This is a genomic window from Mesobacillus sp. LC4, assembly GCF_053543455.1.
Window position 1 is genome coordinate 345,473 of the sequence record NZ_JBGCUB010000005.1, and the last position, 14,231, is coordinate 359,703.

Annotated in this window: 15 protein-coding genes; 11 read left to right on the forward strand and 4 right to left on the reverse strand. The window is 41.0% G+C overall.

What is annotated here, in order from left to right; all coding sequences use genetic code 11:
- The first annotated feature begins 21 nt into the window (after window positions 1-21).
- The 4 genes from AB5I83_RS17330 to AB5I83_RS17345 all read left to right on the forward strand — a co-directional run bounded on the left by AB5I83_RS17330 (window position 22) and on the right by AB5I83_RS17345 (window position 3,011).
- Window positions 22-975: an ATP-grasp domain-containing protein gene (locus tag AB5I83_RS17330; protein WP_448976996.1), complete on the forward strand. Its 954-nt coding sequence runs from the start codon at window positions 22-24 to the stop codon at window positions 973-975.
- Between the two features lie 96 nt (window positions 976-1,071).
- Window positions 1,072-1,884: a pentapeptide repeat-containing protein gene (locus AB5I83_RS17335; RefSeq protein ID WP_448976998.1), complete on the forward strand. Its 813-nt coding sequence runs from the start codon at window positions 1,072-1,074 to the stop codon at window positions 1,882-1,884.
- A gap of 189 nt (window positions 1,885-2,073) precedes the next feature.
- On the forward strand, window positions 2,074-2,619 hold the full coding sequence (locus AB5I83_RS17340) for a hypothetical protein (RefSeq protein ID WP_448977000.1): 546 nt from the start codon (window positions 2,074-2,076) through the stop codon (window positions 2,617-2,619).
- Between the two features lie 98 nt (window positions 2,620-2,717).
- Window positions 2,718-3,011: a hypothetical protein gene (locus tag AB5I83_RS17345; RefSeq protein WP_448977002.1), complete on the forward strand. Its 294-nt coding sequence runs from the start codon at window positions 2,718-2,720 to the stop codon at window positions 3,009-3,011.
- 32 nt (window positions 3,012-3,043) lie between these two features.
- On the opposite strand, the gene AB5I83_RS17350 is transcribed toward AB5I83_RS17345, so the two are convergent.
- On the reverse strand, window positions 3,044-4,465 hold the full coding sequence (locus AB5I83_RS17350; RefSeq protein ID WP_448977004.1) for a vWA domain-containing protein: 1,422 nt from the start codon (window positions 4,463-4,465) through the stop codon (window positions 3,044-3,046).
- Between the two features lie 159 nt (window positions 4,466-4,624).
- Between AB5I83_RS17350 and AB5I83_RS17355 the strand changes: the two genes are divergently transcribed.
- Complete coding sequence (locus tag AB5I83_RS17355; RefSeq protein ID WP_448977006.1) at window positions 4,625-5,191, forward strand: cysteine hydrolase family protein; 567 nt, start codon at window positions 4,625-4,627, stop codon at window positions 5,189-5,191.
- A gap of 24 nt (window positions 5,192-5,215) precedes the next feature.
- Here AB5I83_RS17355 and AB5I83_RS17360 read toward each other — a convergent pair whose 3' ends face one another.
- On the reverse strand, window positions 5,216-5,965 hold the full coding sequence (locus tag AB5I83_RS17360) for a YqcI/YcgG family protein (RefSeq protein ID WP_448977007.1): 750 nt from the start codon (window positions 5,963-5,965) through the stop codon (window positions 5,216-5,218).
- A gap of 270 nt (window positions 5,966-6,235) precedes the next feature.
- On the opposite strand from AB5I83_RS17360, the gene AB5I83_RS17365 reads away from it, so the two are divergent.
- The 4 genes from AB5I83_RS17365 to AB5I83_RS17380 all read left to right on the forward strand — a co-directional run bounded on the left by AB5I83_RS17365 (window position 6,236) and on the right by AB5I83_RS17380 (window position 8,486).
- On the forward strand, window positions 6,236-6,805 hold the full coding sequence (locus AB5I83_RS17365) for a hypothetical protein (protein ID WP_448977009.1): 570 nt from the start codon (window positions 6,236-6,238) through the stop codon (window positions 6,803-6,805).
- Between the two features lie 105 nt (window positions 6,806-6,910).
- Window positions 6,911-7,300: a thiol-disulfide oxidoreductase DCC family protein gene (locus AB5I83_RS17370; RefSeq protein ID WP_167833058.1), complete on the forward strand. Its 390-nt coding sequence runs from the start codon at window positions 6,911-6,913 to the stop codon at window positions 7,298-7,300.
- A gap of 16 nt (window positions 7,301-7,316) precedes the next feature.
- Entirely contained in the window at window positions 7,317-7,538 is a 222-nt protein-coding gene (locus AB5I83_RS17375) for a hypothetical protein (protein WP_448977011.1), read from the forward strand.
- A 498-nt stretch (window positions 7,539-8,036) separates the two neighbouring features.
- Window positions 8,037-8,486 carry a GNAT family N-acetyltransferase gene (locus tag AB5I83_RS17380; protein WP_448977013.1) on the forward strand — a complete coding sequence of 150 codons (450 nt, stop codon included), beginning with the start codon at window positions 8,037-8,039 and terminating at the stop codon, window positions 8,484-8,486.
- A 786-nt stretch (window positions 8,487-9,272) separates the two neighbouring features.
- Here the strand turns inward: AB5I83_RS17380 and AB5I83_RS17385 are convergent.
- Window positions 9,273-10,595: a DUF3238 domain-containing protein gene (locus tag AB5I83_RS17385; protein ID WP_448977015.1), complete on the reverse strand. Its 1,323-nt coding sequence runs from the start codon at window positions 10,593-10,595 to the stop codon at window positions 9,273-9,275.
- Window positions 10,596-10,808: 213 nt separating this feature from the next.
- Here AB5I83_RS17385 and AB5I83_RS17390 point away from each other — a divergent pair, with 213 nt between their 5' ends.
- Entirely contained in the window at window positions 10,809-11,738 is a 930-nt protein-coding gene (locus AB5I83_RS17390) for a DMT family transporter (RefSeq protein ID WP_448977017.1), read from the forward strand.
- 1,119 nt (window positions 11,739-12,857) lie between these two features.
- Here AB5I83_RS17390 and fosM read toward each other — a convergent pair.
- A complete protein-coding gene (fosM, locus tag AB5I83_RS17395) occupies window positions 12,858-13,277 on the reverse strand; it encodes a FosM family fosfomycin resistance protein (RefSeq protein ID WP_448977019.1) in 420 nt (139 codons plus the stop codon).
- 152 nt (window positions 13,278-13,429) lie between these two features.
- On the opposite strand from fosM, the gene AB5I83_RS17400 reads away from it, so the two are divergent.
- Window positions 13,430-14,197 carry an NUDIX hydrolase gene (locus AB5I83_RS17400; protein WP_448977020.1) on the forward strand — a complete coding sequence of 256 codons (768 nt, stop codon included), beginning with the start codon at window positions 13,430-13,432 and terminating at the stop codon, window positions 14,195-14,197.
- Window positions 14,198-14,231 lie beyond the last annotated feature (34 nt).

Genomic DNA, 14,231 nt, shown 5'->3' on the forward strand with positions numbered 1-14,231 from the left:
ACTATAAGGAGATGAGTAAATATGAGCAAGGTATATATTATCCATGAAAATAGTGAATGGACAATTCATTTAACAAAGCGGCTGAAGGAGCTAGGGATTCCATTTGAGGAATGGCATCTCAACGAAGGACTGCTTGATTTATCGAAGGAACCGCCACAAGGAATTTTTTATAGCAGGATGAGCGCTTCGTCTCACACAAGAGGCCATCGATTCGCTCCGGAATATACTGCACAGGTTTTAGCCTGGCTGGAGGCTCACGGATGCAAAGTTTTCAACGGAACACGCGCACTGGAACTGGAAGTTAGCAAGGTCAAGCAATACCTTGAGCTGGCCAAGCAAGGAGTAAAGACTCCGAGAACTATTGCAACTGTCGGTAAAAAACAGCTTTTAGAAGCGGCCAAGGAATTCGAAGGGAAAGCATTTATTACTAAGCATAACCGCGCAGGAAAGGGTCTTGGAGTACAACTTTTTCAATCGGCTGATGCATTGAAGTCATATGTTGATGGCCCTGCATTTGAAGAACCGGTGGATGGTGTCACGCTCATTCAGGAATATATCCAGTCTCCGGAGAGCTATATAACAAGATGTGAATTCGTCGGCGGAGAATTTGTTTATGCAGTGAGGGTCGATACATCTGAAGGTTTTGAATTATGCCCGGCAGATGCCTGCCAGATTGGAGACCTATTCTGTCCAGTCGGAGAAGAGATTGAAGAAAAGCCAAAATTCCAGGTGATTGAAGCGTTCAACGACCCTATTATTGAAAAATATAAGAGAGTGCTAGAAGCAAACAATATTGATGTTGCCGGAATTGAATTTATCAGAAATGAGTCAGGTGAAATCTTTACTTACGATATCAATACAAATACAAACTACAATCCAGATGCTGAAGCAAAAGCTGGGAAATTCGGCATGCTGGAGCTGGCAAGGTTCTTAGGAGAAAAGCTGGCTGCGGAGTATGGAATAGTGACAAGATAAGCAGGGAGTTCCCCTGCTTTTTTGTTTTTTCTCAGGAAAAATATGATAATCTATATTTAACAAAAGATGGAATTATACTACGGGAGATTAAGAGAAATGAATGGTCAAATGTTGCAAAATAAGTTAAGTGCCGATTGCGAAAGTTGCTTTGGTTTATGCTGTGTGGCTTTGCCATATGCGGAATCTGCTGACTTTGCTTTTGATAAGGGGGCAGGGGTGCCTTGTCAGAACTTGCAGAAGGATTACCGTTGTGGGATTCATAACAAACTGAGGGATGAAGGCTTCAAAGGATGTACCGTATACGAATGCTTTGGTGCGGGGCAAAAGGTTTCACAGATTACCTATAGGGGACATGATTGGCGAGACCACCCAGATACAGCGAAAGAAATGTTCGATGTATTCCCGATCATGCAGCAGCTTCATGAAATGCTACTTTACTTGGATGAATCCATGAAATTAGAGGACGCGAAGCCATTATACGGTGGTCTCCGAACAATCTATAAAAAAACAGAACAGCTTACAAACCTTGAATCTGCTGAAATTCTCAAGTTGGATATTCCCGCACATCGAGCAGAGGTTAACGGATTCCTCATAAAAACGAGTGAACTGGTCCGTTCTCGAGTAAAAAGCAGAAAGCAGCCGAGAGGAAAGAACCTGTTTGGTGCCAGGCTAACAGGAGCGGATCTCAGAGGTTCCGATTTACGGGGGACACTGTTGATTGCAGCAAATCTCAAAGGAGCTGACATGAGGGTGTGTGACTTTATCGGTGCCGATTTAAGGGATGCCGACTTAAGCGATGCAAATCTGGAAGGCAGCTTTTTTCTGACTCAGGCTCAGATCAACTCATCAAAAGGTAATGCTGAAACCAAATTACCTTCGACACTAAATAGGCCTACACACTGGTGGTGAATCTGAAGGAGGAGTTAAAATGACGGCATTTGTAATATTGATTGGCAGTATCTTCAGTGTCCTCGCGGTTGGATTTGGAGCAAAAGTTTGGAATGGTAAGAAGTAGTTTTGTTTAGTTCTTGAAAAAATGGTTAAATTTTGAAACTTATTGAATGTTCTTCCGTATTAAATAGTAAAGGGGGAGAGCATATGAAAAAGTTATCATTTATCCCTATAATCTTTCTACTATTGCTTTTCGGCTATCAACAAAAACAAAACGATGTGCTCGATACAAGTAAACTTGAGAAAGTTGAACAAACTGGGAATGCCACTGAGGAACAATTGAAAAGTATTCCGATCCTTTATAATGTACCATCCTTGAAAGTTGGCTTAGATTCTTTGCCATTTGAAGTAATTCTGCCTAAAGATTTTCCTTTTGACGCCATGCCGCTGAAAATGACGATCGAAGATTTCAAGCATGATGGGAAAGATTTACAAGTCAATTTTGACAGTGTTTCAAAAAACAAAGAAGATAACATCATTTTCATGATCACTGTCCATAATTTTAAAATTGAATATCCAGAAGGTCCGGGGGAAGAAGTTAAGCTAGCTGATGGGACGGCAGGAGATTATATGAAAGGAACTCTCGTTTTTGAAAAGGATGGAATTTATTATAGTATTGGCTATTACAATCCTAATATCTCGGATGAGCAATCGAAGAAAGACACTATTGCATTGGCCAATCAAATGTTATAAGTGTTTGAAGAACGCAAAAATTTTGCGTTCTTTTTAAATTGCTGGTAAAGAAAGGATATCAAAGTTCATTTTGGCCAAGACTATAATTGGTGATAGAAATGAAACGTATCTTGATGATAATAATCTGGGGCGGCTGCATTGTTCTTTTGTCTCTTGCCTATGAAGACTACCTTTACTCCCAGTTTGAGGTTCATTCTGTAAAGGGGACCGTTAAGGATAAAGGAGTTACTAATACAACCATGAATACATTTGGCAACTTTACTGAGGAACGGGAATACTGGATACGGCTTAATGGAGAAAAAATTGTCGTGACCAAAGCGATTTACGAGTATGTTCATCAGGACAGGCAAATTAAGCTTATGAGAACTCAGCATGGCATGGTGATTGAATAAAAAAGATGGTCCGCATTATCGGACCATCTTTTTTACCAAGTATCGCCGCGCTCTTTTTTCAGTTCTTTCATTTTTTCTGTCCATTCATCGACTCTTTGTCTGATTTCCTTGCTTTCGGTATCTGCTTTTTCACGATTGGTTTTGCTCATGGAGTAATGGAGTTCCTTCATGGCTTCGCTGCGTTCAAAGCCCCAATCTCTTAACTCGGAATATTGTTCATCAGTGATCCAGCCGTTCTCGGACATGATGGCAGCTGCGTCAATGATCCGGTGTGCTTCTTTTCTTCCAACGGTCCATAATTCAAGAGGATACTTTTCTGCAACTTTGTATTCAGCGACCATATCCCATCCGTCTGGAGCCATCGTAAAAGCAAAGGCCAGGTCGAGAGTGGAAGGGAGCCACTCGTACTGGATTGTATTCTTCAATTCCTCAGGATTATCGGCTTTGAAGTATTCACCGTTTCCGGCTTCAGCAACGGCTTTTAACTGATTTTCCGTTTCCCCATCCACATCAAAACCGATGATGTTCACAGTACTTTCAACATTCTTAGCCACCAGGTCCTTGCTCGCCTGAATTGGATCCCCATCACAGGTTTCAGCTCCGTCACTGACAATGTAAATCGTTGTGTTGCTATCATAGTTGCTGCTCATCTCTGCGGCCTTTTGGATGGCATCTGCAAGTGGTGTCCAGCCTTTGCTATCAAATGAATCGACCGCTCCGTGGAAAGCTTCTTTTTCATAACTTCCCATAGGATATACTTCTTCAATTCCTGAGCAGGAAGCTCCTTTGTCGGCATCTGAATCGGAGCCTTTATGACCGTAGACTATCAATGAAACCTCGCTGGACTGGCCGATTGTTTTGGCAAAGCTTTTTACAGCATCTTTCGCGATTTCCATTTTGACACGGCCGTCTGTCTGTTGAAGCATGCTTGAGCTTGCATCGAGGAGAATGATCGCTTTGTCTGAAGCCTTCGTTTCATCCTCTTCACTTACAGACTTTGTCGGGTCTGGCAGGAATGGTTCTTCGAAATGGGGTTCATAGGCGCTGGCATTCTCGATGATCTTTTTATAATGCGGACTAGCTAATAGCGAAACAAGTCCTTTTTTAATCGTCTCTAAATCATCAGTTTCCTTAGCAAGTTGTTCAAGTTTTGCCGGCAGCTTGTTTTTTAATTCTGGATCCAGTTCTGGTGTGTTGAAACCAATGTCCTCTTTATCTTTTTCGTAGCTCAGGTCTTCCATCATCGAGCCAGGCTCTAAGGCTGTCAGGCTTTCCTCTGTAACCTCTAAACTTATATTCTTCAAGTGTTCAAACTTACTCCGCTTTGTATCTTCCTTTTTGACAACTTCCTTAGCCGGTTGTTCGGCTTCGACTTTTTCATCGGGTTCATCACTGCTGCAAGCGGAAAGAACAAGTGATGTGGATAATAAGAATAACAGCGAATACCGTTTCACAAAAATCCTCCTCATCAAGTTTTCCCCTATGTAAAAACATCTTCATAGAGTTTAACACGATTCGTGAATAGATTTGAAGTAATTTCCATGGAAGAATACGATCATGAGTAAAAATTCCACGAATGAGAAAAAATGAGCAGTGACTAAGGAGGAATTAGGATGAATATAATCGAACTGCCAGCACTGCTTGTCTTGGATGTCCAGAAGGGGTTTGATGATTCCTATTGGGGGAAGCGGAACAACCCAGAAGCGGAAGGGAATATCGCCAGGCTGTTAACCGAATGGCGAAATAGAAAAGGTCAGGTCATCTACACGAAGCATCTGTCGCTTGACCCGGCTTCTCCTTTGCATCACCGAAATCAACTGGGGACTGAAATCAAGGATGTCGTCAAGCCGCTGGATGGGGAAGTTATTTTTACGAAAAACGTGAACAGCGGTTTCATTGGAACCGAGCTGGAATCCTATCTGAAACAAAATAAAATTAAATCAGTGGTGATCACCGGATTATCGACACAGCATTGTGTCTCGACTACCACGAGAATGAGCGGTAATCTCGGTTTCAACAGCTTCCTTGTGTCTGACGCGATTGCAGCTTTTGAAATCACGGACCACAAGGGTGTGAAGCACACTGCGGATTCCATCCAGGAACTTGAACTGGCGATGCTTCAGAAAGAATTTGCCAAAATTGTAACTACCGAAGACTTGATAAAACAATTGAATCAATAGTGAAGCGCAGGAGTTCCCTGCGCTTTATTTATCGATACCGAGGAACTTAAGCACCCGATGATAGGGGCATCTTGACAAAGAAGTATCATCATCACGCAGGAAATACTGCCGCCATTCAAAATTGTCATCTGCTCCATAAGTATTCAGGTCAGGATGGATGGAAATGCGATCATATTCCGCGAGCCTCTTTCTAATCTGAGCCTTAATTCTTTTTGCATAACCTTCGGATTTATTAAATTCCTGCAGAACCCAGCGCGGAGTAATCGCGAGCATCATCATATCAAAATGCCTGCTTTCCCTGTTTTTGTGTGCAGGGGTTGCACAATACATAAAATATTTCTCGCCGTTGAAGCAAAATTCCCAGACTGGGTCGTGCGGGTCTTGAGGGATATCCTGGGGCCATTCAAATTCATCCAGCGCAGTTAACCCTGAAAGATGCGCCCAGAATATTTGTTCATATTCCTCGACAGATGTATTTTTCATAGACTCTGGTGTTTCAAAGAAAATGATCAAAGAAGTATATTTGCCGAACTCCCTTGATTGTTCTGTATAGCTCGTCAATAAGCCAGCGAGCTCTTTGATTGTTGTGTCCCTCCTTAGGCTTCCAATAAAACCATATTTAAGCTGATTCATTGAAAATCCAATTGTTGCCGGGATACAGGGAAAAGGTTTTTCTTTGTCACTCATTTTAGCAAAGAATGAATCAAGAGCATGCTTTTCCCATTCTAGCAACTGATTCCGGGAGGAGGAACCATGCGCATACAAACCATTCATCACAGTCACCTCCTAAAGCTTCTACACTATATTCATCGAATTGAAGTTAGGATAGATGTCCATGGACAAAATGGGCAGGAACCCAGAATAGGGGAATTTCTCACAAAGAGATTGTAAGCATTGCCTTAGAATGCATAAGAAAAAAACAATGCATCAATTGCTTCTTCAGGAATACATGTTAGAGATGGCTCCAATATCAATCTTCTATAAGGAAGATACATATAACCCATTTATCCGCAAAAAATGAGTGTTGTAGCTGGAGGGGATTCTTTGCGCTTATCTAATTTGATCCACAAAGAGCATATGACTGCACCTGTAACTCATGCGAATAATGTGAAATTGATAACGGGGAGTCTGCTGGGAGCGATTGCTGCGATTCTCCAGTCTGCAGGGCTGTTTGGAGGTGTTGGTTACATCTTCAGCATCATGGCCACGGGTCCAATCGTGCTGGCTACGCTCACTTCGCTGCGCATTGGGTTCCTGACTTTTACGGTCACAGGCCTGCTTTTAATGATCATTCAGCCCTCTGAAGTGTTGGTGTTTTTGTTTACGACAGGATTGTTGGGAGTCTCTCTGGGAGCAGGTTTTAGAAAGGCAAAAAAACAAACAACGGTAGTGTTCATTGGCGGGTTAGCCTTGACTACGGGAATCATGGCATTGCTGTATGTATTTCGTTTCCCAGTGTTAGGACCCGGAGTGTCCACAAATATAAATGCAGGCATTCCTGCAGGTATTTTTGTTTTTAGTCTTTTCTACAGCTTTATGTGGATGCGTCTTAGTATGACAGGGATGAAATACTTAAACAAAATTGTCAGTAACAAGTTTTTGGAAGAGAATTAGTGGTGTTACCATCCCTCGTCTTCGGTTAGTTTTGTTTCATTTTTCTCAAAGTGGATAAATGGTAGAATAAAGACATCACCCATACCAATTGAGGAGGGATGAAACTTGCAGCCTGTCATTTTATTTGATGGAGTTTGTAACTTTTGTGATGCGAGTGTCCAATTTATCCTAGACCGTGACGAAAAAGAGCAATTCCGTTTCGCATCGCTCCAGAGTGATGCCGGACAGGAATTGCTGAAAAAATATAAAGTCCCTGATGATGTGGACAGCATGATTTTAATCGAAAATGAGAAGGTGTATTATAAATCATCTGCTGCCCTGAGGATTAGCCGCCATTTGCGAGGAGCATGGAAGCTTCTATATGTGTTCATGATCGTTCCGCCTCCAATCAGGAATGTGGTGTATGATCTAATTGCCAAAAACCGTATCAAATGGTTTGGCCAGAAGGATAGCTGTATGCTGCCGCCGCCGAATGTGCGGAAGAGATTTTTATAAGAAAAGCGGAAGCGCCTTGGTCAGCCCCGACAAGAGTTTGGAGGGCCGACCGGGGAAGTCGCTCTTTGACTTCATTGGCAGGACCGAAATCGAAATGTATAGCCGACTGTCCAGAAACGCAGAAACTGGAGACTCCGACAAAGAAGCGCTTTTTGCTTCTGCCGGCGGAATTGAAGTTTCGGAATTTCTAGGAGGCGACACTGAACAAGCGTCTCGAGGAGTTAGGAGCCGCAGCTAGACAAACGTCTCGAGCTGCTCAAAGCTACCGCTCTTCGCAATATACCGAGGGAGCACTCTCGGGGATGGAACTGGCTAGGCGCTGGAGAGGGACAGTTCTCGAATCTGATATTGTAAGTGAAAGCGGAAAAGCTGGCAGTCAGCTTTTAACGGGTTTACTTCAGAGGTGCAAACAAGTAAAACACAAAGCAAGTCGCACGGATTTTCACATTGAAATTCACCGTGCGATTTTTCTGGTTATATCAATGTTTTTTTGTAATTTAATTTAAAAATCACACATCATTTCACAGGTCATTTCACATTGACGGAAATAATTATTGGAGGGTATGTGATACTGTGGTGATTTGGTAAGTGGATTTTATGGTAATTGTGAAGGTGTTTGGATATTTATGTTAAAATTGAAATAAGACTATCGATGACTTTGTGAAATAATGTACTTATAGTAACGAAGCATAATCTTCAATAGCGATCTAAAATAGTGGAGGTATAATTTAGAACAATGAGTGATGTGTATTTTAAAAATATTGATGAAACTAACGAATACAAAGTTAGAAATATAAGATTAAAATCTGGACAAGAAAAATTTATTGAGACCGTAGATGAATGTTTGAAAGAAGCTAATACTTATCAGGAATGGCATCCAGTAGCTATATATTCTGATGAAGAGATTATTGGGTTTGCTATGTACGGTTCTTTTGGTCCTAATAAAGATACTTGGATTGATAGGATATTGATAGATGAAAAATATCAAGGTAAAGGCTATGGTAAGATGGCGATGAAAAAACTGATCGATTTAGTTTCAAAAGAATATGGTGTAAACGTAATATATTTAAGTATCACAGAGGAAAATAGAACAGCTTATAGCTTATATAAAAGTATAGGGTTCGAGTTTATGAATGAAATAGACCCGAATAATGGAGAACTCTTATTTAAGTTAACAATCAAGTGAGAATCAGTTGGAATTTTTATTGCGTTTACGAAGGCGTGTGTTAAATATGGAATGGCTGCGGTAATCCCGTTTTCTTATTGTACTAAAGGTGCAGTTTTGCTGAAGCAGATTTGGTTTAAAGGGGAAGGTAATTATGAAGTTTACGTCAATGAGAATCTTCTTAATGATTCTTATGATTTTAATATTTTTTGCACACTTTGTTTCTATTTTTAGCACTTCTAAATACACACTTTTTTTGCCACTTCTTGCACTAGTGAGTTTGTTTGGAGTAGTCATTTCAATAAAGCTCACATACAAAACTAAAAATTGGTTATCCTTCATTTTTAACGCTTTACCGCTCTATATACTAGCAGTATCCAGTTTTGGTTATTCTATCTTGGGGTCAAATAATTTCTTTAAAGTTGCTGTCACCCTTATGATAATTTTATATCTGATCCGGCTTGTAAAAATAGGGTGGAAAGATAAAAATTAATAAATCTCCTAGATGGGTTTTTTGTCCCTTGAGATAAAGAATGTAATCTCTTGATGATAAGTAAGAGAAATATTAATTATGGTTCTTCGATACTAATGGTCTTAGCCCTAAGTTTGTGAATAAACATACTTAAACATACGGGTGCTTTAGCACAATAAGATAATATGAAAAAAGGCTTAGAGATGAAAATTTCTCTAAGTCTTTTTGTATTGTGAATAGTGTGGCGGAATCGGTGCGAATTAATATGTGGTTTTGTCTGTGATTTTTCATTTTGCACCTCACAAGTAAACCCGTTAGTCAGCTTTTCCGTTTTTTTAGTTTGTGAATGTAGAGTAGCGCCAGTAATGATTGGCCATTGGATCTGCCATCATTTCGAGACCTTTGCTGTGAGCCTGGTGGATGACTTGCCATTCATCTGCTCCCGGTTCTTTAAGATAAATCTCGTGTTCAGGGGCCTGATCGTGGATGCCGACCAGGTCATATTCGTTATCCATATAGAAGGTTCCGCAAACATGGTAGTCAATGGCAGGGGAGACAACGAGCGGGTTGCTAACAGAATGGTTCAGGTGGAACTTGATTCTGTCATCGTCAGTAAGCACTTTTTCCAATTGAATTCCCTCTTCAGAAGCGCTAGAGGATTCTATAGGTTTCTTTTCTCTGTTGAATGCTTCTGTTATACCGGTAGCCTTGTTTAAAAGAACAGATGGGTTTTCAGTGTCTATAAATACGTCGCCTCTTGTCCTGAATTCAGAGGATTCAGGATCGAATGAGCGGTGGTCGCCTTTGAAAAACTGGTCCTGTGATGCGGCATTTGGATTTTTAAGCCAATCCTCTTTTAAAAATGTTGTGTACCTGAGTTGCCAGTTTCCGGATTTAAGCTTTCTGCCCTGCGGGGATTTCAACAAATCCTTTATTGGCCCAATCTTTTTAATGATGGTAAATTTTTCGTCAGCCGCCATTGCAGTGGAAGAATCATTTTTGATGGCACCAACAGCATTAGCAATAACCGATTTCAGCTCCCACTTTACCTGTTCCGAACGCTGCAAAGGCCGTCTGGCTTCGATTCTGTAACGATGATTCTCGTCATGATCAATCCCTTTATCGGTAAAAGCACAAGAAGTCACTGTTTCCAGCTCAACTCCATTCCTGAAAATAAGATACTCTGTAACACCCTCAATCGGCTCCCATTCAAAACTGATTTGACCAGGAGTCACGATCGTTGTAATGAGTAAATCCTCAAGAATATTCTCTCTTTCCCTGAAATCAACTGCAGTCGTTGTTTGAATCCGCATTCTTTCCATAACATTTCCATGATCATCAAGGGTTTCTATACAGTAGGTGTAAAGTGTCCCTGGAACAAGATTTTGGTCTACGATCTTTGGTTCCACACCTTCGTAAATAAGTTCCTCCCCTCGAAACACACGATAAGGTCTATTCATGCCGTGCCATTCAAGCTTGATCTGTTTGGCATTATGCTCAATATTTTTAAGCATCCTTGAGTGGGAAGAAGCAGCAGTTTTGCGCTGGCGATTCCATTTAACCGCATAAAGTGTTCCGGCAATTCCAAGAGCGGCAATCGGTAACAGCTTTCCAGTGCGATATTGTTTGAGAGTTTGTAGTTGGGTTTGGCTGGTCATGCATCCACCACCTTGAGTTTTTTACTTGCATGACCATTATTTACCCAAAGTACTAACCTTTTAAGAGAAGCCTGGAAGAGATTAGTCTGGTAATATTAGGGTGGACCCAAAAATGAAACGATAGATATGGGTGCTTTTTATGGTAATATAATTTTAATATACTAGTTTTGTAGTCTATATTTACACGGAATCCAAAGAATAGGAGCGCTGGTGATGTTACGTTTAAAGGGGATACTGATGATTGTTATCGGAGCCATGCTCTGGGGAATGACGGGTTCGATCACGGAGTGGGTACTCGCCAATACGGAATTGTCGGTTCCTTTTATCCTGACAATCCGGATGATGATAGCCGGCAGCAGCATCCTGGCATTTCTGGCAATCAAAAAAGAGGATATTTTTACAGTCGTGAAAACACCATACTGGCGGAATCAGCTAGTTGTATTCAGCCTTCTTGGGATGGTCGGATTACAGTACACTTTTACAATGGCCATCGAAACGAGCAATGCGGTAGTGGCAACCTTGCTGCAATTCTCCGCGCCGATTTTCGTTGTACTCTATGTTTCTTTTAATCATAAAAAGTGGCCGCCACGCTATCAGATGCTCGGCATAGCTGGTACATTGGCCGGGCTTTACCTTTTATTGACGAACGGTTCAATGAGCAGTCTGCTGGTTAGTCCAACCGCCTTGCTATGGGGAGTCGCGGTAGGATTGACATTTGCTTTCTATACCCTTTACCCAGCTCGCTTAATGAAGGAATGGAGCGTACTGGCGATTGTAGGGTGGAGCATGCTGTTCGGCGGCATTGTCCTTGGGTTAATCAACCGAGTTTGGACAAGCAGCGAATGGACCATTGTAGCCCAGCCAAAAATGATTTTTATCATGGTCATTTTGATATTCTTTGGCACACTGGCGTTCCTGTTATTCTTGGGAAGCATGAACTATATCACCGCTGTCGAAACGAGTATCCTATCAAGTGTGGAGCCTTTAACCGTCATGGTCATTTCAGTGATTTGGTTTGACACGATGCTCCAAAGCGTCCAGCTAATGGGTGCGATGATCATGCTCATCTTCGTCACCTGGCTGTCGATCGGTGATAAGAAAGCGTCAGTTGAAGGACAAGTTGTTAAGCAAAATAATAGTTAAACCATTAGAGCCGCCAATTTTGGCGGCTTTGTTTTATTGGAGAAATTCAGCTTACTTAATTAGTCGGTAGGACATTGGACAAGTTTAGTGGAAACGCGCGGATAGCTGTCAGAAGTTATGACAGGTTCGGGAGCGAATGGAGAAAAGCTGTCAAAAGATGAGCAAACTTAAGACAGGTTCGGGATCAAATGGGGAAAAGCTGTCAAAAGATGAGCAAACTTAAGACAGGTTTGGGATCAAATGGAGAAAAGCTGTCAGAAGATAAGCAAACTTAAGACAGGTTCGGGATTAAATGGAGAAAAGCTGTCAAAAGGTGAGCAAACTTAAGACAGGTTCGGGATCAAATGGGGAAAAGCTGTCAAAAGATGAGCAAACTTAAGACAGGTTTGGGAGCAAATGGAGAAAAGCTGTCAAAAGATGAGCAAACTTAAGACAGGTTTGGGATCAAATGGAGAAAAGCTGCCAGAAGATAAGCAAACTTAAGACAGGTTCGGGATTAAATGGGGAAAAGCTGTCAAAAGATGAGCAAACTTAAGACAGGTTTGGGATCAAATGAAGAAAAGCTTTCAAAAGATGAGCAAACTTATGACAGGTTCGGGAGCGAATGGAGAAAAGCTGTCAAAAGGTGAGCAAACTTAAGACAGGTTCGGGATCAAATGGAGAAAAGCTGTCAAAAGATGAGCAAACTTAAGACAGGTTTGGGATCAAATGAAGAAAAGCTGTCAAAAGATGAGCAAACTTAAGACAGGTTTGGGATCAAATGGAGAAAAGCTGTCAGAAGATAAGCAAACTTAAGACAGGTTCGGGATTAAATGGAGAAAAGCTGTCAAAAGATGAGCAAACTTAAGACAGGTTTGGGATCAAATGAAGAAAAGCTGTCAAAAGATGAGCAAACTTATGACAGGTTCGGGAGGAAAAGGATAAAAGCTGTCAAAAGATGAGCAAACTTATGACAGGTTCGGGAGCAAAAGGATAAAAGCTGTCAAAAGAAAGCTCAACTTCAGACAGGTTTAGTGTAAAACGAGAGAAAGCTGTCAGAAGTACAGGGAGTTCGGACAGGTTTGGAGGAGATCATCTGAAATCTGTCCTAAACAAGCCCGTGACCAGAAAACGACTTAATCAAAAAAACTCCATATGTCCTTTTTCTTGTTTGTAATAGTCAATTCTGTCTTGCAACGTCCCCGTATGGAACTCGAATTTATGCCCATCTGGGTCCGTAAAGTAAATAGACATTTTATCTTTTTTATCTCTAAGGCGACCCGGAAGTATATTCACTTCTAAATCTCTCAACCTGCTAAACATTTGTTCAAACTCTGCTTCATCTATTGAAAAAGCTATATGTGTATATGATTGGTGTATTTCTTGACGAGGTATGTCTTTCTCAACGTTCAGGGCCAGCCATATGCCATTGAGATCGAAGTAAGCAGTAGTTTTCCCTTTAACTAACAGTTTTGCACCAAATACGTTAATGTAAAAAGCAATTGATCGTTCCAAATCGGAAACAGAAAATAATAAATGGTTAATCCCCTTGACCTTCATTTTTTTCACCTCAGTATTTATTATTCTTTCAGAATAGGCGAATCCCTTTTCATTACCTTGAAAATTTCCTGAAACCGATTAGCACCAGTCAAAAGAGAAGGATTTTCCTCTTTTTATGTGGAAATTAAAGGGAGTGAAAGGTGGAGATAGAGTTGATTTTTAAAAGAAATACCTACATGATCAAACCTGAGAGCCTGGGTGATATCAACAAGTTTTTTCATACACATGTTTACCCAATTCATATTGAAAATGGAGCAAAATTAATTGGTCGCTGGATGAATGAAACGAATGAAGAAATTCTGGTCATCTGGGAATATAACAGCAAGGTGCATTATGAAAGAATCAACAGTCTAATTGAAAATAGTGAAGAGTACCAGTCAGCAATGAAGGAGTTAGGCGAAATTCAGATAGAAACAGACAGAGATTTCTTGTCTTCAACTGCTTCCTATCATCATCCTAAACATATATTGTCTGTTAGCGGATATATCACAAACAAAGATGGCGATGTACTCCTAGTCAGGAATTTACACCGTTCCGATACACTGGAAATGCCTGGTGGACAGGTAGAAGAGGGTGAAACATTAGAAGAGGCAATTCATCGCGAGGTGTTCGAAGAGACGGGAATCAAGGTGAATTTACATGGTATTACCGGCATATACCAAAACGTGACGATCGGGGTTACATGTGTAGTCTTCAGAGGTGAATATCAATCTGGTGAAGCTAGGACAGCAGAAGGAGAAACTTCAGAAGTCTTTTTTACAAAAATAACGAAAGAGAATATTGAGCGACTTATTACAAGAAAACAATTCAGGGACAGAGCCCTTGACGCAATGGATGCAAACTACATTCCTTATGAGGCATTTAAAGCAAGACCCTACGAACTAGTCAGCAGGTTTGAAGTGAAAAAAGAGTATAGTTAATAATTTCATACTAAATCCTTAACTGAGTGTATTG